At 52.9% G+C, this 25434-nt stretch carries 24 protein-coding genes; 12 read left to right on the top strand and 12 right to left on the bottom strand.

Going from position 1 to position 25434, the window contains the following annotated elements; translation table 11 throughout:
- The first annotated feature begins 120 nt into the window (after positions 1-120).
- The 5 genes from CVV30_10165 (at position 121) to CVV30_10145 (ending at position 5220) form a co-directional block, all read left to right on the top strand.
- A complete protein-coding gene (locus tag CVV30_10165) occupies positions 121-516 on the top strand; it encodes a hypothetical protein (protein ID PKL68280.1) in 396 nt (131 codons plus the stop codon).
- Positions 517-686: 170 nt separating this feature from the next.
- Positions 687-3257, top strand: coding sequence for a calcium-translocating P-type ATPase, PMCA-type (locus CVV30_10160; GenBank protein PKL68279.1), 2571 nt, complete (start codon positions 687-689; stop codon positions 3255-3257).
- A gap of 132 nt (positions 3258-3389) precedes the next feature.
- Positions 3390-4070, top strand: coding sequence for a hypothetical protein (locus CVV30_10155; protein ID PKL68278.1), 681 nt, complete (start codon positions 3390-3392; stop codon positions 4068-4070).
- A gap of 131 nt (positions 4071-4201) precedes the next feature.
- The gene (locus tag CVV30_10150; GenBank protein PKL68277.1) at positions 4202-4615 is read left to right on the top strand and encodes a hypothetical protein; all 414 of its coding nucleotides are present in this window, start codon (positions 4202-4204) and stop codon (positions 4613-4615) included.
- Between the two features lie 116 nt (positions 4616-4731).
- Positions 4732-5220, top strand: a complete 489-nt coding sequence (locus CVV30_10145) for a peptide-methionine (S)-S-oxide reductase (GenBank protein PKL68528.1) — start codon at positions 4732-4734, stop codon at positions 5218-5220.
- Between the two features lie 4 nt (positions 5221-5224).
- Here CVV30_10145 and CVV30_10140 read toward each other — a convergent pair whose 3' ends face one another.
- The 5 genes from CVV30_10140 to CVV30_10120 all read right to left on the bottom strand — a co-directional run bounded on the left by CVV30_10140 (position 5225) and on the right by CVV30_10120 (position 12192).
- Positions 5225-5998 carry a hypothetical protein gene (locus tag CVV30_10140; GenBank protein ID PKL68276.1) on the bottom strand — a complete coding sequence of 258 codons (774 nt, stop codon included), beginning with the start codon at positions 5996-5998 and terminating at the stop codon, positions 5225-5227.
- Between the two features lie 65 nt (positions 5999-6063).
- Positions 6064-6627 (bottom strand): hypothetical protein, encoded by a 564-nt coding sequence (locus CVV30_10135; protein ID PKL68275.1) that lies wholly within the window; start codon positions 6625-6627, stop codon positions 6064-6066.
- A gap of 118 nt (positions 6628-6745) precedes the next feature.
- The gene (locus CVV30_10130) at positions 6746-7693 is read right to left on the bottom strand and encodes a magnesium transporter (GenBank protein ID PKL68274.1); all 948 of its coding nucleotides are present in this window, start codon (positions 7691-7693) and stop codon (positions 6746-6748) included.
- 129 nt (positions 7694-7822) lie between these two features.
- The gene (uvrC, locus tag CVV30_10125) at positions 7823-9388 is read right to left on the bottom strand and encodes an excinuclease ABC subunit C (protein PKL68273.1); all 1566 of its coding nucleotides are present in this window, start codon (positions 9386-9388) and stop codon (positions 7823-7825) included.
- The gene (locus tag CVV30_10120; GenBank protein PKL68272.1) at positions 9385-12192 is read right to left on the bottom strand and encodes an excinuclease ABC subunit UvrA; all 2808 of its coding nucleotides are present in this window, start codon (positions 12190-12192) and stop codon (positions 9385-9387) included. The genes uvrC and CVV30_10120 overlap by 4 nt, the downstream gene beginning before the upstream one ends.
- A gap of 236 nt (positions 12193-12428) precedes the next feature.
- Between CVV30_10120 and CVV30_10115 the strand changes: the two genes are divergently transcribed.
- A complete protein-coding gene (locus CVV30_10115; protein ID PKL68271.1) occupies positions 12429-14045 on the top strand; it encodes a pyrophosphatase in 1617 nt (538 codons plus the stop codon).
- A gap of 135 nt (positions 14046-14180) precedes the next feature.
- On the opposite strand, the gene CVV30_10110 is transcribed toward CVV30_10115, so the two are convergent.
- Positions 14181-15422 carry a hypothetical protein gene (locus CVV30_10110; GenBank protein PKL68270.1) on the bottom strand — a complete coding sequence of 414 codons (1242 nt, stop codon included), beginning with the start codon at positions 15420-15422 and terminating at the stop codon, positions 14181-14183.
- A gap of 148 nt (positions 15423-15570) precedes the next feature.
- Between CVV30_10110 and CVV30_10105 the strand changes: the two genes are divergently transcribed.
- Positions 15571-16086: an RDD family protein gene (locus tag CVV30_10105; protein ID PKL68269.1), complete on the top strand. Its 516-nt coding sequence runs from the start codon at positions 15571-15573 to the stop codon at positions 16084-16086.
- Positions 16087-16255: 169 nt separating this feature from the next.
- Positions 16256-16819: a hypothetical protein gene (locus CVV30_10100; GenBank protein PKL68268.1), complete on the top strand. Its 564-nt coding sequence runs from the start codon at positions 16256-16258 to the stop codon at positions 16817-16819.
- A 3-nt stretch (positions 16820-16822) separates the two neighbouring features.
- On the opposite strand, the gene CVV30_10095 is transcribed toward CVV30_10100, so the two are convergent.
- The 3 genes from CVV30_10095 to CVV30_10085 all read right to left on the bottom strand — a co-directional run bounded on the left by CVV30_10095 (position 16823) and on the right by CVV30_10085 (position 19489).
- Positions 16823-17812, bottom strand: coding sequence for a histone deacetylase (locus CVV30_10095; GenBank protein ID PKL68267.1), 990 nt, complete (start codon positions 17810-17812; stop codon positions 16823-16825).
- A 317-nt stretch (positions 17813-18129) separates the two neighbouring features.
- Positions 18130-18819 carry a hypothetical protein gene (locus CVV30_10090; GenBank protein ID PKL68266.1) on the bottom strand — a complete coding sequence of 230 codons (690 nt, stop codon included), beginning with the start codon at positions 18817-18819 and terminating at the stop codon, positions 18130-18132.
- Positions 18820-18943: 124 nt separating this feature from the next.
- On the bottom strand, positions 18944-19489 hold the full coding sequence (locus CVV30_10085) for a peptidase M54 (protein PKL68265.1): 546 nt from the start codon (positions 19487-19489) through the stop codon (positions 18944-18946).
- A gap of 17 nt (positions 19490-19506) precedes the next feature.
- Here CVV30_10085 and CVV30_10080 point away from each other — a divergent pair, with 17 nt between their 5' ends.
- Entirely contained in the window at positions 19507-19926 is a 420-nt protein-coding gene (locus tag CVV30_10080; GenBank protein ID PKL68264.1) for a hypothetical protein, read from the top strand.
- Here the strand turns inward: CVV30_10080 and CVV30_10075 are convergent.
- The gene (locus CVV30_10075) at positions 19903-21387 is read right to left on the bottom strand and encodes a replication protein C (protein ID PKL68263.1); all 1485 of its coding nucleotides are present in this window, start codon (positions 21385-21387) and stop codon (positions 19903-19905) included. The two genes, CVV30_10080 and CVV30_10075, sit on opposite strands and share 24 nt — an antisense overlap.
- A 92-nt stretch (positions 21388-21479) precedes the next feature.
- Between CVV30_10075 and CVV30_10070 the strand changes: the two genes are divergently transcribed.
- The 3 genes from CVV30_10070 to CVV30_10060 all read left to right on the top strand — a co-directional run bounded on the left by CVV30_10070 (position 21480) and on the right by CVV30_10060 (position 23642).
- Entirely contained in the window at positions 21480-22493 is a 1014-nt protein-coding gene (locus CVV30_10070; protein PKL68262.1) for a methanogenesis marker 2 protein, read from the top strand.
- Positions 22478-23242: a phosphotransacetylase gene (locus CVV30_10065; protein PKL68261.1), complete on the top strand. Its 765-nt coding sequence runs from the start codon at positions 22478-22480 to the stop codon at positions 23240-23242. Before CVV30_10070 ends, CVV30_10065 begins: the two co-directional genes overlap by 16 nt.
- 196 nt (positions 23243-23438) lie before the next feature.
- Complete coding sequence (locus tag CVV30_10060) at positions 23439-23642, top strand: histone (protein ID PKL68260.1); 204 nt, start codon at positions 23439-23441, stop codon at positions 23640-23642.
- Between the two features lie 502 nt (positions 23643-24144).
- On the opposite strand, the gene CVV30_10055 is transcribed toward CVV30_10060, so the two are convergent.
- Both CVV30_10055 and hisA read right to left on the bottom strand, forming a co-directional pair.
- Positions 24145-24723: an imidazoleglycerol-phosphate dehydratase HisB gene (locus CVV30_10055; protein PKL68259.1), complete on the bottom strand. Its 579-nt coding sequence runs from the start codon at positions 24721-24723 to the stop codon at positions 24145-24147.
- Entirely contained in the window at positions 24720-25430 is a 711-nt protein-coding gene (gene hisA / locus CVV30_10050) for a 1-(5-phosphoribosyl)-5-[(5-phosphoribosylamino)methylideneamino]imidazole-4-carboxamide isomerase (GenBank protein PKL68258.1), read from the bottom strand. The genes CVV30_10055 and hisA overlap by 4 nt, the downstream gene beginning before the upstream one ends.
- Positions 25431-25434: the final 4 nt, after the last annotated feature.

The following is a 25434-nucleotide window of genomic DNA, read 5'->3' as shown; positions in this document are numbered from 1 at the left end:
AAAAGAGTGCAAGGTACCGGACCGCAATAAGGATCCTGATCCATCCTGCGATCCTCCGGACGAAAAACCGGTGCTGCCACAAAGCAATCTTAATAAAAAACGGCACTCCAATGACTCCTTATGAAGAACGGAATATTCAAACACCGGAATGGAATGCAGGCTCTCTGTTTTTTTGCCGTACTCTCGCTTCTGCTCGTGTCCTGCGGCTGCACACAGCTGCCTGCAGGTTCCCCGGCAACACCAGTGGTAACCGTCACGCAGCCCGACACCACGCACATCCTCATCACGTACCCGGGAAGTCCGCAGACAGACAAACTCGTGGAGATGGAGATCTCCGTAACTGACAGCAAAGGGCAGGTAAAAACCGAATCTATGGGTTCACGGCTTGCAACAACACCGATCCAGTACGGGGGTTCGCATACCTTCACCGGTAATTTTGACGGAAACGACCGGGTATTTATTACCGGTTACTTCTCGGACGGTTCACAAAAAACAATCATTGATACAACCCTCTGATTTTTTTTACAACAATTTTCCCGATGATTACCCAACGGGAAAAATTTGATGATGGACCAGTAAGAGATCAGTTGCCGGAAGAGTACTTCCATAATCGGGATTATAGTCCGGAAGAGTCCACTAGATACTGCATTTACCTATTCGTTCTATCATAAAAAAGGACATCAACAATGCTAACATTCGACGAGATTATCGAGCTGGCCGGGGATTCAGGATTGGAATCTTCCCGGGTAGAAGAATTCCGGAAAAAATATGGCGCCAATGCGATGACGCCTCCGGTCCGGGAATCCCTCTGGAAACAATATTTACAGAATTTTGATGATCCTATCATCAAGATCCTGCTCCTTGCCGTCACAATCTCCCTGGTAGTCTCCCTTGTGCAGGGCAGCGGTTTTTTAGATACCATCGGGATCATCCTCGCGATCCTGCTTGCAACCGGCATCGCGTTTTTCAATGAATACCGGAGCAGTAAGGAGTTCGACATCTTAAACGCCCACCGGGATGACATGGGGGTGAAGGCGATCCGGGACGGACACCCGACTTCGGTTCCCGCCCGCGACATCGTTGTCGGTGATCTCATCTTACTCGAAGCCGGAGATGCAGTTCCGGCAGACGGGTATCTTTCGGCATCAGATGCCCTGTACAGTGACGAATCCGCCTTTACCGGGGAGAGCGAACCGGTCCGTAAGGACATGCAGGCCCGGGTATTAAAAGGTGCATTTGTTACCGCAGGCAAAGGTCGCATGATTGCCGCTGCTGTCGGGGACTCGGCCGAGATGGGTCTGATCGCTGCATCCCTTGGCATCGATCACGCCACCCAGACACCTCTCGAACAGAAACTCGAAGCCCTTGCCGGTATCATCAGCAAATTCGGGTATGCCATGGCCGTACTCATCTTCGGTACCCTGTTCATCCGGGGCCTCATGTTCGGGGAAATCACCGGGCTTGACATCGGCACTGCCAATCACCTCCTGCACTACATCATGCTCGCCGTGGTCATCGTTGTCGCCGCAGTCCCGGAAGGTCTACCGATGAGTGTTGCCCTCTCCCTCTCGCTTGCCATGCGCAAGATGACCCGGGCCAACTGTCTGGTCCGGCGCCTGATTGCCTGCGAAACCATCGGCTCGGCCACAACCGTCTGCACCGATAAGACGGGTACCCTCACTAAAAACCAAATGCAGGTTGTGGCATCTTCAGCCGGAAATCCTGTTCACCCTGGGGATCTCCCGGGCACACCTGCGGAATGGATCACCTTAAATGCCGCAGTCAATGGCACGGCACATCTCGAAGAACGCGAGGGTAAGATCATTGTGATCGGCAATTCAACCGAAGGTGCCCTGAACCGCTGGCTGCGGGAGTACACCCTCGATTACCAGCAGCTGCGTGCCGAGACCACCGTAGCAAAGCAATACCTTTTTGACGGGAACCGCAAGCGGATGTCCACCGTTGTCCACCAGAAAGGAACACCGTACCTTCTCGTAAAAGGTGCGCCGGAAATTATCAGCGGGCTCTGTACGGCCACACCCGATCTCTCGGGGGTGAGCGAACTCGCATCGCGGGCAATGCGGACGCTTGCATTTGCTCACAAGGAGATAATTAACGGAGACGAGAGCGAGACCAGCCTTACCTGGGACGGGTATGTCGGGATACGCGATCCGCTCCGGGACGATATCGCCGCATCGGTTGCCACCTGCCAGAGTGCAGGAATAAAGATCCGCATGGTAACCGGGGACAACCCGGAGACCGCACGGGCCATAGCCCGGGATGCAGGAATCCTGCAGCAGGGTGCAGTTGTCACCGGCCCGGAGTTCCGGTCGCTCACCGACGACCAGCAGGTGACTGCTGCCGAGGGGCTCGATGTGATGGCACGGGCAGAACCGATGGACAAGCTCCTGCTCGTCACCGCACTCCAGAAGACCGGGGCCGTTGTAGCGGTGACGGGGGACGGGACCAATGATGCGCCCGCACTCAAACATGCGGACGTGGGCCTTGCGATGGGAATCGCCGGGACCGAAGTTGCCCGGGAAGCAAGCGATATTATCCTGCTCGACGATTCGTTCGGCTCGATCACCAACGCAGTCCTGTGGGGTCGCTCACTCTACGAGAACATCCAGAGGTTCTTACTCTTCCAGCTGACGATCAACTTTTCGGCCTGCATCCTTGTCTTCATTGCAGCGGTGATGGGCTACCCGGAACCGTTTACCATCATCCAGATCCTCTGGATCAACATCATCATGGACACGCTTGCCGCCTTTGCCCTCTGCTCGGAAGCCCCGCATGCCGGTCTCATGAAACACCGGCCGATACCGCATGACGCAAAGATCATCACACCGTTCATGTGGGTATCCATCATCGTCATGGGAGCATTTTTCATCATCGGGGGCATGCTCCAGATTGCTACAGGATTCCTGGGAGGTACGACAGCAGCGGAGATCAATACGGTCTTTTTTGCCGCGTTTATCATCGCCGCAGTCTGGAACGGCATCAACTGCCGTGCACTTGACGGGAAGATGCCTTCATTTTTCCGGGGCAACCCGACATTTTTTGCCGTCATGGGCATTGTCGTCCTCGCCCAAATCCTGATCATCCAGTACGGCGGGGCGGTATTCGGCACCGTTCCCCTCTCCCTTAACCAGTGGATAACCATCGTTGTGGCAACTGCATCCGTACTGGTCATCGGGTTTCTGCTCAGGATCGGGTACCACGCGGTTCATGCAGGGAAAAAATCCCTGCCCGGGTAATCTCACTATTTTTCAACCGGAACCCATGAGTTTACCAGGATACAAATCTCTCCATTGCTTACATCACCCCCATGAAGGATATCCGGATCACGCCATTGTGTTTATGATACCTTACCGCCAATATAACGGGAAATGGATCCCGTTTTCTCCATCATTGACCTGGTACTTCATTTCGATAAGTACCTCCCGGGCATCATCGATGCCTACGGTATCTGGACGTACCTGATCCTCTTTGCGATCATCTTCTGCGAGACCGGTCTCGTAGTAATGCCGTACCTTCCCGGGGACTCGCTTCTCTTTGTTGCCGGGGCAATGGCCGGGGCCGGTTACCTCAATATCGAGATCCTGCTCCTGTCACTCTTTGCGGCTGCGGTGATAGGAGATACCGTCAATTACTGGATCGGGAACACCACCGGTATGAAACTGCTGGAGAAGAACTACAGCCTTGTGCGCCGGGAGCACCTGGAAAAAACCCAGGAATATTTTACCCGCTATGGCGGAGTAACCATCGTGATCGCCCGGTTCATTCCCTTCATACGGACATTCGCCCCGTTCCTTGCCGGCGTGGGAAAGATGAGCTACCGCTGGTTCCTCACCTATAACGTGATCGGCGCAGCTCTCTGGATACTCGGCTTTACCTTAGCAGGGTATTTTTTTGGTGGCATCCCCATTGTCCAGCAGAACTTCAATTATATCATCTATGCAATCATCGCACTCTCGCTCTTTGCGGTTGCCTCGATCATTGTCGGGATCTTCCGGACCGCCCGTGCCTGCGCAGCAACCGACAACCCGGATAAAGAAAAGAAAGAATAACCCGTATTTCAGAAAATCACAACTCTTTTGTCGACCGAAGACATCACCGGTCACAATCTTTTTTTCATGAAAATCCCGTCTCATTTCAGCATATTAATCATTCTCCGGTACAGATCACTTCTCCGGTAACTATGGTATTCCGGCCCCTGCACGGAGGATTAATTCTCCTCGTTGTTCTTATGATAATTGGCGCCGGGTGCATGCAGCCGGCACAGTCCGGCACAAAGACCGCAGCAGGATACAACGATGTCACGGCACAGGAGGCACGCTCAGTCAAGCATGCCAGCGAGGGAAAACTCGTGATCATCGATCTCTCATCAGAGTACTCAGACGGGCACCTGCCTATGGCAGTCAATATTCCGCTCGATGCTCTGGATGCAAAGATCCCAACACTCGACAGGTCAAGACCATACCTGGTCTATTGTCATTCCGATGAATCCAGCATTGCCGGAGCCACAAAACTGGCAAATGCCGGGTTTTCGCCGGTATACCGGCTCAAGGATAATTACCAGTCATGGGTCTCGGCCGGTTTCCCGGCAGAGTAATTACCGCATTCCGTTTTGTCACAATACGTCTCCAGAATACGGTAAAGCTGATTGCCCGCACCGCAATGTCCATCATCTTTCGCGAGTCATTCCATTGCATGGATGAAGGAAAAGAACTGGAGCAGGCAACCTTTGCCGCCGGCTGTTTCTGGGGAGTCGAAGCAGCCTTCCGGCAGATTAAGGGAGTCGTTGAAACGGCCGTAGGATATACGGGCGGAACCATTCCCGAACCTGACTACCAGAAAGTCTGCTCAGGCCGCACCGGCCATGCTGAAGCCGTGGCCATCCTCTTCGATCCCGCGGTTGTCAGCTATGAAAAACTGCTGGACACGTTCTGGGACATCCATGATCCCACTCAGGTAAACCGGCAGGGGCCGGATGTCGGCACCAGTTACCGGTCTGCAATCTTTTACCATTCCCCCGAGCAGAAGAAACGAGCAGAGGCATCGAAAGCCCGGCTCGCGGCTTTGGAAAAATACCGGGGAAAAACAATCGCAACCGGAATTGTTCCTGCATCACAGTTCTGGAAAGCGGAGGAGTATCACCAGCAGTATTTTGAAAAGAGCGGGCGCGGGTATTGTGCCAGCAAAAAATGTTGGGAATAATTTTTCAGGTCTTCTGGTGGAGTGAGGCACTCCGTTCGATCTTCTTTTTTACCGTATCCCATGATTTGGTGATCAGGAAGCTCTCCTCCATATACCCAATTATCCTGACAAACTTCTTCATCGGAATGGCCATGGTGAGCATATCCGGCGGAACACAGGGCCGGGCGGAAGGATCGAACATACCCAGCACCGCTTTAGGATTATCTTTCTGCTGTTCCAGCCACGGGTAATAGATGATGGAACTGCACCCGGCCCCCATCGGGCATATCACGCCGTTTGGATCGGACTGGTCGTAATTTGCAAGGGTAAAGAGCCCGCTCATCACTTCGGGGCGGGCAAAGAAGATAACCACTTCGGGATTGTCAGCTTCGGTCAGCTGATCCCAGCGGGTGACGAGGAGATCCTTTCCCTGCGAAGGGAGAGCAGTGATCATTTTCTGCCAGGCATCGACAATAGCCGGCGTCTGTTTGTATCGTTCTCCTTCTACGCCTCCCGGCGTTCCCTTGGAGAGAAAATTCAGGAAATCCGGGGACCGCTCGTGTGAATAGCCCGAATACATGAGTCCACCCCTGCAGGTAACGGACTTTTCATCCAGGGCAAGAGAAGTCCCGTTCCTGGCCCGGCCAATCTGGCAGATGATGCAGCGCCAGCCATCCGGTGGGGGGACTTTCCTTTGAGGGTCTGATTCTTTCCTGAACTCAAAGGTGATCGGAAGTTCTGTACCGGGAAAATAGTTCTGCCATAAGGAAATGAAACGATCCCGCAGCTCGATATCCATACAGGGAAATATCTCTTTTTAGATTATAAGGGGATCTAAAAAAAATATCAGGATTTTTTTAAAAATCAATTTCCATGCCTTCCGAGGAAGTACACACCGACACAGATCAGACATATCGAGACTGCCATATACAGTATTTCGAGAGGTGTTTTTATATCGTGATAATTAAGAAGAATCACCTGGAAGAATGTCACAATCAGAACCATGATGATGACTTTAAGGATCTTGTTCTTGAGATCGTCAAGGTTGTCGATATCAAGTATGCTCCCGAACCCGCTCTCAACCCGTGCAATATCAATTTCAGAGATGAAGAGTTCGTAGATACCGAAACTGAAGATCAGGAGAACGAGACCGATCAGGTAATAGTCCACAGCACCGATGATCCCAATCAGGATATCCACTTTGTCGACCGTACCACCGCTATGAACAAAATCGGTAAGAACATTGATGATCTCTATCGAGCCGGCAAGAAACAGGACAATTGCGGCGAATGCGCTAAAGATTACCCCGAGAATTACAACGAAACGCACACTCCAGAGCGCCCGTTCAAAAATATTCTCAATAATACCCTGATCGGCAAGAGCTTTTCCGCCCTGTGCAGAAGGTTCTGTTGTGTCTGGTTTTTCCATACGTGATTCCCTTGATGCCTATTATTACTGTTAACAAAAGAGATAACCATTTTTGTTGCAGAAAAATAACTGCACAATTCTCCTTATTTTTCAGGAATAAAGGAGTGATGGATAAAGATCAGAACATCTTCTTTTTCCACATCCATATACCGAGACAGAGGGAGATCATAAAGGAAATACCGAAAATGGTCTCAAAGGCAAAGGGCGTCTGGGACAGCGGGATTCCCACCACGTTCATCCCGTAAAAACTGGCAATCATCGTCGGGACGGCAAGAATGATCGTCACCGATGCGAGGAATTTCATCACGATGTTGAGGTTGTTTGAAATGATGGTGGCAAAGGTCTCCGTCATGCTGTTTAAGATGTGGGAATAGATCTGGGACATCTCCATTGCCTGCTTGTTCTCAATGATGACGTCTTCGAGAAGTTCGGCATCCTCTTCGTACATCTTCAGGGGTTTTGTCCGGAGAATCCGCTCAAGAACCGCCTCATTGCTTTTCAGGGATGTTGAGAAGTAAACAAGGCTCTTCTCAAGTTCCATCATCTGGAACAGTTCCTCGTTTTTCATGGAGCGGTGGAGTTCGACTTCGATACGGGAAATTGATTTCTCAATCTGCCGGAGGTGGTGGAGATAATTGGACGCGTTCCGGTAAAAGATCTGGAACAGGAACCGGGTTTTTTTGATGGTATTGAAGTGGCGCACTTTACCGGCGACAAAGTCATCCAGGAGCTGGGTTTGCCGGCTGCACACCGTGATGATGTGATCATCGGTCATGATCACGCCCAGCGGGTGAGTGGTTAAGTTATTGATCTCGGCATTCACATTGGTGACCGGAATATCCATGACAACGAGCGCTACTCCTTCCTCGTGGTCAATGCGGGGACGCTCCTCATCATCCAAGGCAGCCTTTAAAAATTCCGGAGGAATGGTGCATTTCTGGGTAACAGCAAAGAGTTCCTCTTCGGTAGGGTTGAACAATTGTATCCAGCAGCCCGGCTCAATCACCTCTATTTTGTCGGTAACAGCGGGTTCGGATTCCTTCCGGGTCTTAAAAATCTGCATCATGATACTGGATTTCCTCCTCTATTATTGACTGAAAAACCCACGAGAGTTTGTACTCACTATAGTACTGAGGGTGTTTACTTTCCTACTATTTATAGAAAATTTTTTGCACCGGAAGTACACGGATACCGTTTACCGGGAGATCATTTCCCCTTTCTGGTTTTTCCCGCGCAATAACCGGTGATATGCCACGGCAAACCGGTGTGCCTCATCACGAATCTCCTGCAGGTACCGTAATGCTATTCCTTTTGGGTCGAGATGGCGCGGGAGTGTCTCGCCGGGCACGTACACCTCTTCTTCTCGCTTGGCAAGCGCAATGATCGGGATCTCCACATCAAGTTCATTGAGAATCCCAAGAGCTGCTGACAGTTGTCCCTTGCCCCCGTCAATAACGATGAGATCGGGCATATCTGCACTTTCTCCGGACAGCCTGAGGTAACGTCTCTTCACCACTTCTGCGATGGATGCAAAGTCATCAATCCCTTCAACGGTCCTGATTTTGAACCTGCGGTAATTTTTCTTATCCGGTGCCCCGTCACGGAACTGCACCATGGACCCGACCATTGATGTGCCCGACAGGTGCGAGATATCGAAACATTCGATCACGTGCGGGGTATCGGGCAATTCAAGGGCAGCCTGGAGATCCCCGGTCTTCAGGGCTCCCCGCCGGAAGCTGAGCTCGATATTGGTGTACACCAGATCGAGCAGCTTCTTCTTCTCACCCATCTTTGGCACGGTGACCTGCACGTTCCGGCCCCGGCGTTCGGCGAGATATTCGCTGAGGGCAGCATCCACATCATGGGGGAGGATCAGTTCCGTGGGAGGCGGATGATCAGCATAATACTGGACAAGGAATTCCTCGAAAAAATCTTCAACCGCTTCAAAGGAATATTCCTGTTTCTGGGTGAGCGAGCCTTTCCGGACGGCAAAGACCATCAGCGACACAATCCCGTCTGCAACCGTGTACGCGATCACATCCTGGTCGCTCTCTTTTGGCCGCTCAACCGACTGCCGTTCCGATAAACGCTCAATGGCTGCAATCTGGTTGCGCAGGGACAGCGCCTTCTCGTAATCCTGCGCCGTGGAGCAGGCAGCCATCTCTTCGCGAAGTTGTTTTACAACCTCGCCCCCTTTCCCTTTGAGCAGGGTCACTGCCCGGTCCACCTGTACGCGGTACTCTTCCGGGCTGATTATCCCGATGCAGGGGGCACTGCATGACTGCATGTGATACCGGAGGCAGGCACGTTTCGGGAGTTTTTTACAGGAACGAAGGGTAAAGGTACGTTTAATGGTCCGGAGTACCGCATCGCGCTCTGCAGCGGAAACAAACGGCCCGTAATAGGCGGCTCCTTTTGTCCTCTTGCGGGCAATCCCGATTCGCGGGAACGGGTCATTGCTGATCTCGATGTAGGCAAACCGCTTGGCATCCTTTAAGTCGATATTGTATTTCGGCTGATGCTTTTTTATGAGATTATTTTCCAGGAGAAGAGCTTCGGTTTCGGTATTGGTCACCACAAAATCGATCGCGGTGATCCGTTCCACCAGTTTTTCGGTCTTGGTATCGTGATCGGTCTTCTGGAAGTAACTCGTGACCCTTTTTTTAAGATCCTTTGCCTTGCCCACGTAGATGATGGTGCCGGCTTCGTCAGAAAACAGGTAGCAGCCGGGGGCGTGGGGAAGATTTGCCAGATCGATCATACGGACTGTAGCATGGGTTTTAGGAACTCTCCTGTATAACTTCCTTTCACTTTTGCAACCTGCTCCGGAGTTCCCGTTGCCACGATCTTCCCGCCACCATCCCCGCCTTCGGGTCCGATATCGATGATATGATCGGCGGACTTGATCACATCGAGGTTGTGTTCAATCACGACGACCGTATTTCCTTTTTCCACAAGGTCGTCAAGCACCTTGATCAGTTTCTTCGTGTCATCGAAATGGAGCCCGGTGGTGGGTTCATCGAGCAGGTAGAGCGTCTTTCCGGTCGCCCTCTTGGCCAGCTCGCGGGTGAGCTTGATCCGCTGGGCCTCGCCCCCGGACAAAGTTGTGGAACTCTGCCCGAGCTTGATGTAATCGAGCCCGACACGGGAGAGCGTCTCGAGCTTGGTCCGGATCGAAGGGATATTGGTAAACAGGGCAAGGGCTTCTTCCACGCTCATGTCCAGCACATCGGCGATTGATTTGCCCTTGTACTTCACCTCGAGCGTCTCGCGGTTGTACCGCTTGCCCTTGCACTCCTCGCACTCGATATAGACATCGGGCAGGAAGTTCATCTCGATCCGTATCAGCCCGTCACCCTCGCAGGCCTCGCACCGCCCGCCTTTGATATTGAACGAGAAACGGCCGGGTTTGTAGCCCCGCATCTTTGCCTCTTTTGTCTCGGCAAAAACGGTCCGTATCTCATCAAATACCTTGGTGTAAGTGGCAGGGTTGGACCGGGGGGTTTTCCCGATGGGTGACTGGTCGATCACGATCACCTTGTCAATCTCCGCATCGAATACGATCCGATCATGGGCACCGGGCTGGTCCCGGGACTGGTTGAGGATCTGCATCATGCCCTTGTAGAGCGTTTCGTACACGAGCGTGGATTTCCCGCTGCCCGAGACCCCGGTGATGACCGTGAGGAGACCTATCGGGAACTTCGCGTCAATCTTTTTCAGATTATTTTCCCGGCAGCCTTTCACCGTGATATATTTCTTTGATGTGCGGCGTTTTGCCGGTATATCGATCTTTTTGGTACCCGCAAGATACTGGCCGGTTAAGGACTTCTTGTTCTTCTGGATCTGCGGGGGCGTTCCCTCGGCAACAATTGCGCCACCATGAAGACCCGCCCCCGGACCCATATCGATCAGGTGATCCGCAGAGCGGATCATATCCTCGTCATGCTCCACAACAATCACGGTATTGCCGAGATCGCGGAGCGTCCGCAGCGTCTCGATCAGTTTCCGGTTATCCCGCTGGTGCAGCCCGATAGAGGGTTCATCAAGTACATAGAGCACCCCCATCAGGTTCGAGCCAATCTGGGTGGCAAGCCGGATGCGCTGGGCTTCCCCACCGGAGAGAGTGCCGGCATTGCGGGAGAGCGTAAGATATCCCAGTCCGACCTTTTCCAAGAATTCAATCCGGGAACGGATCTCCTTGATGATCTGGTGGGCGATCTCTGTCTGTTTTTCCGTAAGTTTCAGGTCTTTGAAGAACGCGATGCTGGTGCTGATGGAGAGATCCGTGACATCGATGATGGATTTTCCGCTGATCCGGACCGCGAGGACTTTGTCCTTGAGCCGCTGGCCTTTGCAGGCAGGGCAGTCAAAGATCCGCATATAATTTTCCAGTTCCCGTTTCCGCCACTCCGACTGGGTCTGGGAGTACAGCCGGGCGGTCTGGGGAAGGAGCCCTTCCCATTCCCCGTTATGGGACCACTGGGCATCCCCGTTCTTCATGCTCATGGCGAAGTGCATCCGTTCTGAGGATCCGAACATCAGGGCATTGTACTGCTTCTCGGTAAGATCCTTGATTGGGGTCATCACGTCGAACCCGAAATGCTTTGCCACAGTAGCGAGATACTGCCCCCGGAACCCGTCCATCGGGTTCCGGTACGGGGCAACGGCCCCGTCAGCAATGCAGCGCGTCCGATCCGGGATGATAAGATCCGGGTCGAACTCCATCTTTACGCCGAGACCATGGCAGTCCTCACAGGCACCGAACGGGCTGTTAAACGAGAACATGCGGGGCTGGAGTTCCTCAAAGGCAAGCCCGCAGACCGGGCAGGCCATAAGCGAGGAGTACGTGGACTCTTTTTCATCCTCGCCGGTGACCAGCACCAGTCCTTCGGATTTTTTGAGCGCGTTCTCGACCGCTTCGGTAAGGCGCGATCGGTCGGATGAGGCAAGCCGGTCGATCACGATCTCAATATCCTGCTTCTTGTACCGGTCGAGGCTGATCTCCTCATCGGTGCGGATAATCTTCCCGTTCACCCGGACCCGTGCATACCCCTCCTTGTTCAGGTCTTTCAAGAGCTGCTGGTACGTGCCCTTCTTCTGCCGGACTACCGGGGACAGGATGGTCACCATGCCCGGGTGTTCTGCTGCGATCTGATCGGCGATCCGGTCGGGGGTCTGGGAAGCGATCGGGATATTATGCTCGGGACAGTACGGTGTCCCGATACGGGAGAACAGCAGGCGGAGATAATCGTAAATCTCGGTGGTCGTTCCTACCGTGCTGCGGGGATTCTTGCTCGTGGTCTTCTGTTCGATCGAAATTGCGGGTGACAGTCCTTCGATACTGTCAACATCCGGCTTGTGCATCATGCCGAGAAACTGGCGGGCGTACGTGGAGAGTGACTCAACATAGCGCCGCTGTCCCTCAGCATAGAGAGTATCGAATGCGAGCGTGGATTTCCCGGAACCGGATACGCCGGTTATGACAACGAGCTTGTCGCGGGGGATCTCGACACTGACATTTTTGAGATTGTGCTGGCGGGCACCTTTGATGATAATATTTTTCATTGGTATGCTGTACGAATCTGCTCAGGAGCTTATCAGGGTAAGGGTTGGGGCATGAAAGTGTAGCAGGCACTAAAGAATGGTTGAAGGTTCCTGACGCCCGTCTCATGTCCGGGGGAACAGGATCCGCCGTTATGCAACATCCACAGGATACCCCGCCCGCATTTTTTGACCCATAAGTAGTGAGCGACATTAATTATTCACCATCCCGCAATACTAATGAAAGGGAGGGGCGATACATGGGGAAAAAAGTGGTGATCATCGGCCATCGTCAGCCGGATACGGACTCTGTTGCCAGCGTGACAGGGTATGCAGCGTTTTTAAACCTTGCCGAACCGGGGAAATACATTCCTGCCCGGTGCGGGGAACTGAACGCGGAGACGTGTTTTGCCCTTGAGACATTCGGCCTGAAAGCCCCGGTGCTTATCGATAGCATCGAGCCCCGGGTCTCCGATCTTGCCATCCACCGGATCAGCGTGACACAGGATGTACCGACGGTCGACGTAGCGGCGCTGATGGATGCGCATGATATCCGCAATGTGCCGATCACCGATGAAGTGGGACGGCTTGTCGGTATTGTGGGGGAACACGGGCTTGCCCAAGCCTATGTCAAAAGACAAAACATCGGCGAACTAGCCATCATGCCCCTTCCACTCGATACCCTGGCAAGGATACTCAGTGCCCGTGTGGTGGTGAAAGCAGCAGATACCCTCGGGGGCAGGGTTTTTATTGCCATCAATGCACCCACGGTCCGCTCAAAGAACCTGACGGACAAGGACATTGCAATCGCTGGCGATAACGAGCCGGTCCAGCTTTCGCTGATAGCCGCAGGAATCGCAGCCCTCATCATTGTCGACAAGGCACCGGTCAGTGAGCAGGTGATCCGCGAAGCAACGCAGAAAGGAGTTTCGGTACTGGCAACCTATCTCGATGCATTTGGCGTAGGCACGATGATCAATCTCTCTCTTCCGGCCCGGATGGTGATGGAGACTGACATCCCCCGGCTCGGTCTCGACGATTCGCTGGCACACGCAAAACAGGTCGTGTACTCATCCAAGTTCCGTTCCGCGTGCGTTGTCGAAAAAGACGGGATGTTGAGGGGAATTGTAACCCGCACAACCCTCATTGACGATGTGCACAGGCCGGTCATTCTCCTGGATCACAATGAATTTGCCCAGGCAGTTGAGGGTATCGACACCGCAGAGATCATCGAGATCATCGACCACCACCGGCTCGGGGCCATCTCAACGTTAAAACCGGTCAAGTTCCTTAATGATCCGGTAGGTTCCACCTCAACGATCATCACCAAAAAATATGCAGAAAGTGGCATCACACCCACTCCGGAGATTGCCGGGATCCTGCTTGCCGGGATCCTCTCCGACACCCTGATCCTGAAAATGTCCACCACCACTCCCGAAGATCACAAGATGGTGGCATACCTCGCTGCGATAACCGGACTCGACCCGGTCTCATTTGGCACAAAACTGCTGGAACGGGGGATGAATATCAAAGGGGCAACCATGGAAGATCTCCTGGTGCGGGACACGAAACGGTACGAACTGTTCGGCAAGAAAGTGATCATCTCCCAGGTGATGGTTCCGTCGTTTGCCTACCCGCAGGCACATGCAGATGAGATTCAGAAGGAACTCGCACGTTTGCGCGTGCAGCAGGGAACCGACATCTACCTGGGATTGTTCACCAGTGTCATCGAAAACGGGAGCGAGCTCTTTGCCTCAGCTGAAAGCGGGCTTTTAACAAAACTGGGATTGAAGGACCAACCGATCCACCTGGCAACCATGATGTCCCGGAAAAAGGATCTCATCCCGTGGTTTGGCGATAAACTCCGTGCGATCTAAGGAAAGCACTAAAAACTTTTTTACAGGAATACGAGAATTTTACATTGTCGAAACGGACATGAACGAGAAATCATACCCAAATCCTGAAAATCCATGATATTATGAGAGAGGCCGACCTTGACCGGTCAATAAAAATCAGCGTTCCCGGCCGCCCCTGCGTTCACTGTACGGGATATCGACACTCTTCCCTTTTGATAACTTTTCCCGCTCACCGCGTGCACTCTCAAAACGTTCCTCAAGCGGGATATCAACACTACTGCCTCTCGAGAGAGGTTCCCGTTCACTGCGAGCGCTCTCGAAGCGTTCCTCAAGGGGAATATCGACACTCCTGCCTTTTGACAGCGGTTCACGTTCACTGCGTGCGCTCTCGAAGCGTTCCTCAAGGGGAATATCAACACTCCTGCCTCTCGAGAGAGGTTCGCGTTCGCCTCGTGAGCTCCCGAAGCGTTCCTCAAGGGGAATTTCGGTACTTCTTCCCACAGAAAAGCGCTTATCATCCGGATCTTCACGGTTCAGGCGTTCCTCAAAAGAGATATTTCGGCTCGGGCGTGACGGCGGCACGATCCTGCGCGGGGTATCCTGCCCGGGATTGCCACCTTCCGGTATGAAGTCAATACCTGCATCCGCGGTACTACCTGAAGACCGGCCCGGTCGTGCATCCTGCCGTTGTACCGGCATACGCGGGGCAGATCCCCGTCCCATCAATTCCCCGGTATCGATTGAAGCATGCCGCTCACCGGTAAATGCGTACGGGCTCCGACCGGAAGTTGCCGATCCCCCGCCCCGGATTTTCGTTACCTGCTCCTCGATGACTTCCTCCCGGTCATTGGCGCTCCATTCCGAGAAGACCAAAAACTGGAGGAATGCTTCGGGTTCCCGGAAGAGTGATGCGCTGACGCCGTCAATAATAATGGTCCGTTCAACATTTCCAAACCATCCTCCAGCCCGTTCCGTGATCGAATTATCGGCCTCGAAAATAAAGACCCGCTCGATCTCCCCGTTCCGCCCCCATGCCGTTTCTGCAATGCCTTTACCTTCGAACGTGAGGGTCTTTCCCACCTGGCCGTAATCGCCTCCCTCGCGAACGGCAATCTGCTGGCCACCCTGCTCGTAGCGGTATGTCCGCGGCCTGCTCCCGGACGAGAAGGTCTCTTCGAGCATGCCCATCCGGTCAAAGACAAAACGCCGGAGGATCCGGTCCGGCCGGGCGGGATCGTGTTCGGTCATCATGTCCGATGCCGGATCAAAGCGATACAGTCTTTTTAAGCACTTTTTCCCGTCAAGTACCTTAACGCCGCCACTGCCATACTGGTAGAAGCGGGATATCGTACCATTCCTGCGGGTTCCTGCAAACTCAGTGATGACAGCGTCGGTCATAGTAGCGCATTCACTCCGTATAAGTATCCTTAATCTGATTCCATACCCCGGGCAGAAATAGTTTCTTCTCAGGAAAAGGGGAAGTTTTTTTGCATTTATAAAAAAAGAGTAAACTTCATTCGCTCATGCTGCACATAGATTTATTGAAATGTCGGATGAAACGATCGTAACGGAACCCATATGCATCAGCCCGGTTCCTGAAAGAACCCTTCATCTTGCCAAGTGGAGCGCACGGTTCTGGGCTTGGCTTGTGGATGTAATTCTCGTAATTCTGTTTTTGAACATCATTCGTGGTATATTTGATCCATTCTGGAAACTCCCTCTCCTGTGGGATTACGGCCACTGGGAGATCTTTGCCATCGGCTTCGAGACAATCTTTTTCTTCCTCTACTGGACGGTAATGGAGGGATTCCGGGGCCAGTCCATCGGCAAGATGGTGATGAACTTAAAAGTCGTCAACCGCGACGGGACAAAAATCCACTATGGCGCAGCGGCAATTGAAAGCATCGGAAAGGCATTTCTCCTGCCGCTGGACTGCCTTATCGGGTGGCTAGCCATGCCCAATACAAAACTCCGGGTCTTCAACCGTATTTCCAATACCATAGTTATCAAGACTGACTATAAAGAACCCGAAGGGGTCCTGTACGTCAAAGAGAAAGAATAATTTTTAATCTGCAGGCCGGATATTTTTAATTATCCTTGTGTCCCTTTTTTTGGGGGAGTTTTCCCGGGTTTTTGCGGGGTGCACTTGCTTCAGGACATTCCGGGGATAACACGGGAACAAAGGCAGGTTTATTGGTTCTGCCACTCTACGCAATCTAAGGCACGTGCACATGACGGGTATCGAATCGCTGTATAAAAAAGAAGATGGCAAAATTCTCATCGAGATCAAACTCTCGTCCATCATGCAGCTCTTCAATTCTTTTGATCCTGCACCATTCCATGAAAAGGAACTCGATACAGCCGCAGAACACTATATTATCGATGCCGTCAAGGATTTTCCCGCAAAAACGAAGTTCAAAATAGTCATCTACCTGCCAAAAGAACTGGCAGAGAGCGAGCAGGCCAGAAAGATAAAACCCGCGATCCAGCACCATTTCGAATACCGGGTGATGAGTGCAGACCGTAAATTCCGATTGCATTTTCGGCATGGCAGAACTACAATGTTGATCGGTCTTTCATTCCTGACCATTGCGCTTCTGGCACGACAGATGGTTTCCCACCTGAGCCAGCAACTGGCAGCACAGATCTTTGCCGACGCACTCCTGATCATCGGGTGGGCTGCCATGTGGGAACCGGTCACCGTGCTTCTTTACGAGCTCTGGCCGATACTCAAGATGAAAAAAGTGTACCAGGAGATCAGCGAGATGGAGATCGATATCCTGCCCACGGCCTGACCTTCAGGGTAACCCGTGAATTTTTTTGAGCTGCGAGACTACTGCCCGCGTTTCTTGTGATACGGAAATTTTGCCGGGTACCGGAATATCCCGCTCCCGGGTAAGTGCGGAAAGGATCTGCCGGACTGCCTCACCGTGGGACGGGCCATACCCCCCTTCGAGGACAAATGCCATCGATCCTTCCGCAGCATCCATTATAAGCCGGGTCAGGATTGCACAATCCCCGGGCCGGATCCGCATCCAGCCCAGCGGATCGTCAAAAAGAAGATCCTGCCCGGCTGAAATGATGACCAGATCCGGGCGGAAACGCCGGAGTGCCGGGCAGAAGATCCCGGAAAAGACCTCTTGATAATCCCCGATACCGGCACCTGCAGCGAGCGGCGCGTTGATGGTATACCCTGCACCAGCTCCTGTTCCCGACTCACTGACATCCCCGGAATAGGGGAACATTCCTCTCTGGTGGACGGAGCAGTAGAGCACCCGGTCGCTGTGGTAAAATGCTTGCTGCGTGCCGTTCCCGTGGTGGACATCCCAGTCAATGATCGCAACCCGGTCAACACTCCCCAGTGCGTGCTTTGCAGCAATTGCGGCATTGTTGAGCAGGCAGAACCCCATGGTACGATCGCGTTCCGCATGGTGGCCCGGGGGACGGGTGAGCGAAAGACAGTGTTCGCCATTCATTGCCCTTTGCGCTGCTGCAATCGCGGCACCTGCTGCATGGAGAGCCACATCGAATGAACGGGGAGTAATATAGGTATCCCGATCGAGATAGTATACCGAGGGGGTGGTTTCACACTGCATTGCAAGCCACCGGAGAAAATAAGGGTCATGTATTCGTTCCACATCCTCGAGGGGGGCAGGAGGTGCGGAATAGAGGGGGAGAGAGGGAGGGAGAACAGACATAACTGCATCAAGCCGTGCCTGGCATTCCGGGTGACCCGGGGCAGCATGCCAGACAGAGAGTGGATTGGTGATTGCGGAACAACGCGTCATTTTTGTTCTCCATCAACCCGTAAGGAAGGATAATTCTCTATCAACGTTTCCGGAATATCCGTTTTGCGTTGAACAGAACTGACGAAGTGATCCATCAATTTCTCCGGAGTATTGCCGCTCCTTCATTACCGGGGCAACCGGAAAAACGCAATCTCTTCATTCCCGCTGGTCTCTATTGAATCCTGGTTCTGACCAGAATTGTGGGAAAAATTCGTGGCACTACTGCCTAAGTTTTGAATATAATAAGAGATTTTTTTCAAAAACCGGTTCATCGTCAATATATACCCGTATTCCCGGGATCGTAACAAAAAAAAGTTTTAGCCAAGGTTCCATACAGCCTGCGTTTCCGGGTCAAGGTTGCAGAGGAGGTAGGTCTTTTCAGCCAGGACCGATGCCGGTACTTCATAGATTAAGTAACCATCAATCGCATTGCTCACTCCCGGCAGGATATATCCCCCGGTTCCACCATTTCCGAGCAGGTAATCATACTGATTCTGTCGAATGCCGGAAATGGTAACATCAGCACTGGCAACCGATTGATAGGTATAGGTCTGGCCATTGATGCTCACCACGAACTGCTTGGGGGAGGGGGCATACACCGAATTGCTGCCGGTACTGGCAGCTTTTATGAACACAAAGAGAAACGCATTTCCCGGGCCGGGGGTTGCAGTATTGTATCCCCGCTGCGTGCCTAACGGAGAGCCGGCTTCAGCCTGTTCACTCGGGCTGTTCCAGGATGGTGAAGTCCACGTGTAATTCTGCATCACATTTGTGCGATAGACCGTTGCCTTCCCGGTCTTGTCACCGGTTCCAAAGGACGCCTCCTGGCCCAGTTTCAGGGCATCAGGATACGGTACCGGAGTTGGAGGGACCGGAGTAACCAGGGGTGTTGTTACAACAGCAGGAGTTGGCAGAGGTGCCTGGGGTGCCGTAGATGTACAACCACCGATCAAAAGCAGGACAATCAGGAGACCGCTGCCTGCCACACCAAGAGGGATTGTTTTCATACCATCCGCTGGGTTATCCCACTAGATAAAACATAGGGTGATAATCACATTCTTGAAGAATCGCGCGATGGATTGAATTCCAGGAGTGTAAGGAAAAGAAATTATTTGACGATCAGGGAACATCTTATTTTTTTGGGGTTTCCCGGAGTTGTGCCATCTGTTCGTAACAGGTAGAACAGAGCTGTTTTTTCTTGCGGTCCAGTTCGTCAAGAGTATTTGGCCTGAACATCACGCATTCATTATTGTTGCAGTGCCCGAGGCCCAGCAGGTGCCCGATCTCGTGTGCGCCCTCTTTTACCATCCGGTCCATCAGGTCATCGTCATTGCCGGAAAGCCCGTAATACTCATTTGACAAACGGGCCGATGAGACCACTGCCGCACCAACGGATTCCCGGGCGAGCCCGAAGACAAAACTGCTGCCGTCTTTAAACAGGTCCTGGTGCACCACCAGCAGCACCGGGTCTTCGATCGCGTGGCGGTGCTTATACGTCTGGATACTGTCAAGAAGCGCCGCCGCATCGATCTGCCGGCGCTCGTTGACATATCCCATCATGCGAACATGGTTTTCAGAGACCGTGGTAGGCACGCCAAGAATCGAAGAAATTTTCCGGGAAACGGGCATCTGGAGCCCGGCCGGTGACTGGGCATCCCAAAAAATATGGACATGCATCGCTATATTCTGTTGGAATGCGTGACTATAAACATATTGAGACATGCGTCGGCAACTACATAGCCTCGCACTATTCCCGTGCCATCGAAGTCGGCATTGGCAGGAATGAAGTGGCCGCCCGCATCGTCAGGGATGCCGGCAGGCTCGTTCGCTGTACCGATGTAAAAGCGCTTGAAATTTTCAGCGGGCTTCCTTTTTCCCGGGACGATATTTTTTCTCCCGATCTGTCCCTGTATGACGGTGTGGAGGTCATTTACGCAATTCGCCCGGCGATAGAGATGATCCCCCCGCTAATAGAACTTGCACGGCGGGTCAATGCAGACCTGGTCGTGTACCATCTTGGTTTTGAATCCTGGGAAAATGGGGGGGAGATCATTGACTGCGGGGTGCTCCTCCACCGGTATCACGTCCGTTCAGAACCCGTCAAACAGGGTTGACTGGGTCCGGGCCGGGGGTTTTTTCTCTGCCGGCTCAGGTGGCGCAATGGTTGCAGGTTCCGGTTCTTTCACGGGTTCTGTTTTCACGGGCTCAGCTTTTGCAGGTTCTGCTTTAACCGGCTCAGCCGGGGCAGGTTCGCCCTCCGGCAACTGTCCGGGTTTTGGCTGGGATTCTTTTTTTGACTTTTTCTGCGGATCCTTAACCTTTTCCTGTTCTTTTACCCGTTCTTTCTCTTCTTTTTCAATCGCCTTTACGATCTCTGATGCACGTGCCCGGTCGTTTAAGAAGAAATTGAGCTGGTCTGCATCCAGCATCATCTCCCGGGCATATCCTGCCGGGTTGTTATCGACCAGCAGGGAAAAGGTGCCCAGGTACTCTTCGCGCAGGGTACTCTGCGGGATGTGCATAGTACCGGCAATTTTGTTGAGCAGCGCAATCCTGATCGCTTTCTGTTTCTTGGCTGTTGACATCTTCTGCCAACGCTCGGGGGGCATGATCCGTGCATGGATGCCTTTGCCACCGGCAGCATCGGCAACCCCCAGCAGCATTATCGCTGTTGCATAACGCCAGAGAGTATGATACTGCCGGCGGTAGGTATTGCCAAGATACTCATCGGCTCGCGCCAGGTGCTGGTAGGCCCGCGCAACTGCCGAAGGGTCAGCAATCTGGCCGATATTTCCCTCCACCCACTGCTCGATGGTTTCGGGCGTGTCATCGACATCATAGGATAAGCGCAGCAGTTCCGCATCGGAAGTATTCCCGAACAGGGCCGATATGAGCGAGAAGATCGATACCCGTTCGTCTTTCTGGGAGGTGTGCACCTGCGCATCGTCAATGGAGTCCCGCCCGATTGCCGCTGCATAGAGCATGTTGACCGCAGATCGTATGTCCCCTTCTGCACTGTCGGCAATGGCGTGAATCGCTGCATCACTGCAGGTAATCTTCTCAGCAGAGCAGAGATACTTGAGCCGCGGGGCGATCGACCGGGCCGGGACCGCTTTGAACTGGACCGGTTCGCACCGGGAACGCAGTTCAGGAGTGAGCCCATAGAGATCATTTGCTATCAGGATGATCGGCTGCTGGGCATTTTTTATGCAATCGATGATTGCCTTGGCACCGCCGCGATCTGAGGTTCCCTGCAGGTTATCGGCTTCGTCCAGTACGATTAACTTCCGCAAGGCCCCCGTCAGGCTTGCGGTCTGGCTTCCCGCTCCGGCAATACGCTCGATGACCCCGGCGGTCCGCGTGTCACTTGCATTGAGTTCAATGGACTCCCACTTCATGTCATTTGCCAGCGCGTATGCACAGGAGGTCTTACCGATACCGGGCTTGCCGTAGATCAGGAGAGGTTTTGATTTTCTCGTCCAGTTCTTCGCCCACTCCGCAATCTGCCGGACTGCCGACCCATTGCCGACAATATCCTGCAGGTGTACGGGGCGGTATTTTTCTGCCCAGTCCATACAGACACGTTGACCCTATATCAAATAAATTATCTCTGATGAAACGAAACTAGGGTATACACAATTGTTTTTAGTCGATTTCAGGTGATGCCGTGACCCACAACTGCTCAACAGAGACGATTGCAAAAGTAGTCCGGGAATACGAGGGTGTCCGGCGCAAACATACTATCGGTGAGATGGTACGGGCATTGAAGATCGATGCCCCGCATGTGATTGCTTCCTTTGGAGAGGATGCTGCCGTGATCGAGCACAATGGCGAAGCGCTGCTGCTTGCCGCAGACGGCATCTGGAGCCGGCTCATGGAAGCCGATCCCTACTGGGCAGGATACTGCTCGGTGCTCGTCAATATTCATGATATCGCGGCAATGGGCGGTCACCCGATCGCGATGGTGGACATTTTCTCCATTGCCAAGAACACCGTGCAGGAACAGGTGGTAAAAGGCATGCACGATGCATCCGCACAGTTCGGCGTCCCGATTGTCGGCGGCCACCTGCATCCCGATGCCCCCTACAGCGTCATCGATGTCTCGATCCTGGGATCTGCCCGGATGGATTCGATCATCTACAGCCATACTGCGCAGGTCGGCGACAGTGTTGTTGCCGCCATCGATATCTCGGGCCGGGTCCACCCGTCCTGTGCGCTTAACTGGGACTCGGTCACTATGAAGTCCGCTGCGGAAGTCCGGGCCCAGATCTCCTTAATGGAGCAGATCGGCAGTAAGCATCTGGTCACCGCAGGCAAGGATATCAGCAACCCGGGTATCATCGGTACGCTGGGGATGCTGCTGGAAGTGAGCGGGAAAGGCGCCGAGATCGATCTCGGCCTGATCCCAAAACCGAACCTGTCGGATAATAATATTTCATTCGAGCAGTGGGTACGGATGTACCCGGGCATGGGCTTTATCATGACCGCAAACAAGGCGCATGTGCAGGAACTTATCCGGCTCTTTGCCAGCGTGGGAATGACGGCCCACGAAATCGGAACGGTCAACGCAACACGGGAACTGCGGATACGATACGAGGGCAAGGATACGCAGGTCTTTGATTTTATTAAAAACGGTATTATGCACCTGTCCGAAGAGGATGTGGCATGCCAGGGCCGGTAAAGCGTATCGGTATCGGGATCGCTGAAGATCCAAAAAAGGTCATACAGAGTGTCAACAGCGTAAGCGGGACATTTGAAATCGTCTGTTATTGCAGCCCCGGCACAGTTGATAAAAAATCAGCGGGAAACCGGGTAAGTATCGTTGAGCACCCCCACCCGGAACAGGCGCTGGTCGACGACCTGATGGCAGGCCGGATCGATGCGGCCGTGCGGGGCACCCTGCCGGCCAATGCCACCTTAAAAGCATTGAAAAAAGCAGCAGGTGTCGATCATCTCGAGCGTATTGCACTTCTTGAGACGGTTTCCGGGAAAAAGTTCCTGCTCACCCCGGTTGGCGTGGATGAAGGGTGGACCGTTGAAGAAAAACTCGAACTTATCAAAAAAGGCAGGGTCATTGCAAAGAAATTCGGGCTGCCGGAAAAAGTCGGTATCCTGTCGGGCGGTCGTCTGGGCGATGTCGGCAGGCACCCGCTGGTAGATGCGAGCATGGCCGATGCCGAACTTCTCGCCCGCATGGGGAATGCAACCCACTGCGAGATCCTGATTGAAGATGCAGTTGAAACCTGTGGCCTTATCATCGCACCCGACGGGATTTCCGGTAACCTGGTCTTTCGCACACTCGTATTTCTGGGTGGCGGGCAGGGTCATGGCGCGCCCGTAGTAAATATCAGCAGAATTTTCGTGGATAGTTCGCGCGCCTCACCAAATTATGCCAATACGCTATTGCTCGCAGCATCTTTGTTAGAATAATTTAAAACCCAAAATTCACTCTTTTTTTCGAAAAAAACCTCTTAAATGGAAATAAAAAATATTCTGCGAAATTCTGAAGCCCGATTTCTCCATACTAAATGGGATGCCCCCAGAAATCATATTGCAGGGTAATTTGGGACATTTGTCCAGAAAGTTTTTATATATACCAATAAGATTTCTTTTTGAGGTAAGAAACATGGCAGATTTACCAATCGCCGCAGTTGTGCGGATTGCAAAGAAGAACGGAGCCGAACGCGTGGGAAGCGATGCAGCAGAGGCACTTGTTATCAAGGCCGAGAAGTACATTGCATCGCTCACCAAGGAAGCTAACAAGTTAGCCGAGCACGCAGGCAGAAAGACGATCAAGAAAGAAGACGTTGATCTGGCAGCAAAGCCCTAGATTAACTCTTTTTTTCTCGCAGGTTCGTTTGTAGTATTTTTGTAATTTTATTAGGAATGTTTTTCTCAAGAAATTGGGCTCGATAAAAATCTCTTGTTATCTTGATTCTTCATTCCCTACAGCCGTTGGGAGGGTGACCCCCTCTCCCCCCCAGTGGGGGAGGCAGCCCAAGGGGAGCATCCCCTTGACCCCCTTCTGGAATTCTTGTCACCATATTGAGCGCAATTGCAATATGGGGGATGCCAAAGTGACGGGAGAAGAATGCCGTGGCCCCCAAGAGCAATTCAGAGACCGGATGTCCCATAAACCGACCTGCCCAGCGAGGCCCCGACGAGGCGGCCGAGCGACCCCCGAAGGGGGTGGGTGGAATCCTAAATTCAAAGAAGAGATAAAAAATTCAGTCGCAATCCAAAATACAAGCGAAGAATTTGCTGATAGCAATGAAAAATTTCATCGAAAATGTTTTGCTTAAAAAAATTATGATATATCGGAAAGAATTTCCTCAGAACTTCCCCTTAGTACTCCGGACCTTCCCGTCCCCGCTCATGGACAACGCTTCACCAAGCGCAATCCCGAATGCCTTGAACATTGCTTCGCACTGGTGGTGATCGTTCTTGCCGGTAAAAGCGATATGTGCCGTGATACCGGCCCGATTGCATACGCTGTAGAAGAAATGCTCGAAAATATCTGCAGGAATATTGCCTACTGCCCTGCCACCGAAAGCGCCGGTGAAGACAAGATATCCCCTGCCCCCGCAGTCAAGTACTACCGTGGATATTGATTCATCCATGGGGATGATCGCGTGGGCGAAACGCTTTATCCCGGCACCGTCCCCCATCACTTGCTTTAACGCATCCCCGAGCACGATCCCGATATCCTCTATCGTGTGGTGGCAGTCCACCCCGAGATCGCCTTTGGCTGTGCAGGTGAGATCAAATCCCCCGTGCCTTGCCATCGCGTTGAGCATATGATCAAAGAATGGAACACCGCTGTCGACAGTTATTTTTCCGGCGCCATCAGGATTCAGCTTAATTACAATCTTTGTCTCTTTTGTTTCCCGCTTTACTTCCACAACTCTCATTGGCTCTCCTCCAGTGCTTCTTTTAATCCAATCTTCCCGCTGTACAGGGCAGAGCCGAGCACCGCCCCGAACGCACCGATCTCTTTGAGACCTGCAACGTCCGATCGGGCCGATACGCCACCGGCCACCACCACCGGCAGGCGGGTATGATCGATCAGCCGCTTCACCGGCTCGAACCGTACTCCCTGCTGCAATCCCTCTACATCCACATTGGTGTAGAGCAGGGAGCCCGCCCCCAGTTCCTCGAACCGGGTGGTCCAGTCAAGGTAGTTGCCGGCGGTCTCCTGCCAGCCGTGCACCGCTATCTGGTTGCCTTTCGCATCCACGCCCGCCATCACCCGTTCGCTGCCATATTCGTCAGCAAGAATCCGGATACATTCCGGTTTCTGGGTGGCAAGCGTGGAGATGATGACCCGCGACACACCGGTATTCAGCCAGTGGGCGGCGTCTTCAACCGAGCGGATCCCGCCCCCCAGCTCAATCTCGACACCGGTCTTTTTGATAAGTTCGGCGATGAGTTCTGCATTTTGTTTTGAACTCCCAAATGCCCCGTCGAGATTCACCACATGGAGGGCATCGGCACCTTGGTCGAGCCAGCGGGTTGCACAGGCAAGCGGATCGCCATACGCCGTTGCACTCTCCCGTTTGCCCTGCACCAGCTGGACACACTTGCCCCCGAGGATGTCAACAGCGGGAAAAATTTTCATAAAA

Source organism: Methanomicrobiales archaeon HGW-Methanomicrobiales-1, from assembly GCA_002839675.1.
In the GTDB taxonomy this organism is placed as follows: domain Archaea; phylum Halobacteriota; class Methanomicrobia; order Methanomicrobiales; family Methanospirillaceae; genus Methanoregula.
Note: the sequence above shows the minus strand (reverse complement) of the source record. Positions and strands in the feature narration are given on the sequence as shown.

What these genes read in the sequence shown, in the direction of transcription:
- CVV30_10065 (PKL68261.1), top strand. Translation starts at nt 22,478, where the DNA reads ATGCCAGGGCCGGTAAAGCGTATCGGTATCGGGATCGCTGAAGATCCA.
- CVV30_10140 (PKL68276.1), bottom strand. Translation starts at nt 5,998, where the DNA reads ATGGATATCGAGCTGCGGGATCGTTTCATTTCCTTATGGCAGAACTAT.
- CVV30_10100 (PKL68268.1), top strand. Translation starts at nt 16,256, where the DNA reads ATGACGGGTATCGAATCGCTGTATAAAAAAGAAGATGGCAAAATTCTC.
- hisA (PKL68258.1), bottom strand. Translation starts at nt 25,430, where the DNA reads ATGAAAATTTTTCCCGCTGTTGACATCCTCGGGGGCAAGTGTGTCCAG.
- CVV30_10080 (PKL68264.1), top strand. Translation starts at nt 19,507, where the DNA reads ATGCGTGACTATAAACATATTGAGACATGCGTCGGCAACTACATAGCC.
- CVV30_10090 (PKL68266.1), bottom strand. Translation starts at nt 18,819, where the DNA reads ATGAAAACAATCCCTCTTGGTGTGGCAGGCAGCGGTCTCCTGATTGTC.
- CVV30_10120 (PKL68272.1), bottom strand. Translation starts at nt 12,192, where the DNA reads ATGAAAAATATTATCATCAAAGGTGCCCGCCAGCACAATCTCAAAAAT.
- CVV30_10095 (PKL68267.1), bottom strand. Translation starts at nt 17,812, where the DNA reads ATGACGCGTTGTTCCGCAATCACCAATCCACTCTCTGTCTGGCATGCT.
- CVV30_10165 (PKL68280.1), top strand. Translation starts at nt 121, where the DNA reads ATGAAGAACGGAATATTCAAACACCGGAATGGAATGCAGGCTCTCTGT.
- CVV30_10105 (PKL68269.1), top strand. Translation starts at nt 15,571, where the DNA reads ATGTCGGATGAAACGATCGTAACGGAACCCATATGCATCAGCCCGGTT.
- uvrC (PKL68273.1), bottom strand. Translation starts at nt 9,388, where the DNA reads ATGATCGATCTGGCAAATCTTCCCCACGCCCCCGGCTGCTACCTGTTT.
- CVV30_10060 (PKL68260.1), top strand. Translation starts at nt 23,439, where the DNA reads ATGGCAGATTTACCAATCGCCGCAGTTGTGCGGATTGCAAAGAAGAAC.
- CVV30_10110 (PKL68270.1), bottom strand. Translation starts at nt 15,422, where the DNA reads ATGACCGACGCTGTCATCACTGAGTTTGCAGGAACCCGCAGGAATGGT.
- CVV30_10075 (PKL68263.1), bottom strand. Translation starts at nt 21,387, where the DNA reads ATGGACTGGGCAGAAAAATACCGCCCCGTACACCTGCAGGATATTGTC.
- CVV30_10085 (PKL68265.1), bottom strand. Translation starts at nt 19,489, where the DNA reads ATGCATGTCCATATTTTTTGGGATGCCCAGTCACCGGCCGGGCTCCAG.
- CVV30_10130 (PKL68274.1), bottom strand. Translation starts at nt 7,693, where the DNA reads ATGATGCAGATTTTTAAGACCCGGAAGGAATCCGAACCCGCTGTTACC.
- CVV30_10135 (PKL68275.1), bottom strand. Translation starts at nt 6,627, where the DNA reads ATGGAAAAACCAGACACAACAGAACCTTCTGCACAGGGCGGAAAAGCT.
- CVV30_10155 (PKL68278.1), top strand. Translation starts at nt 3,390, where the DNA reads ATGGATCCCGTTTTCTCCATCATTGACCTGGTACTTCATTTCGATAAG.
- CVV30_10115 (PKL68271.1), top strand. Translation starts at nt 12,429, where the DNA reads ATGGGGAAAAAAGTGGTGATCATCGGCCATCGTCAGCCGGATACGGAC.
- CVV30_10150 (PKL68277.1), top strand. Translation starts at nt 4,202, where the DNA reads ATGGTATTCCGGCCCCTGCACGGAGGATTAATTCTCCTCGTTGTTCTT.
- CVV30_10160 (PKL68279.1), top strand. Translation starts at nt 687, where the DNA reads ATGCTAACATTCGACGAGATTATCGAGCTGGCCGGGGATTCAGGATTG.
- CVV30_10055 (PKL68259.1), bottom strand. Translation starts at nt 24,723, where the DNA reads ATGAGAGTTGTGGAAGTAAAGCGGGAAACAAAAGAGACAAAGATTGTA.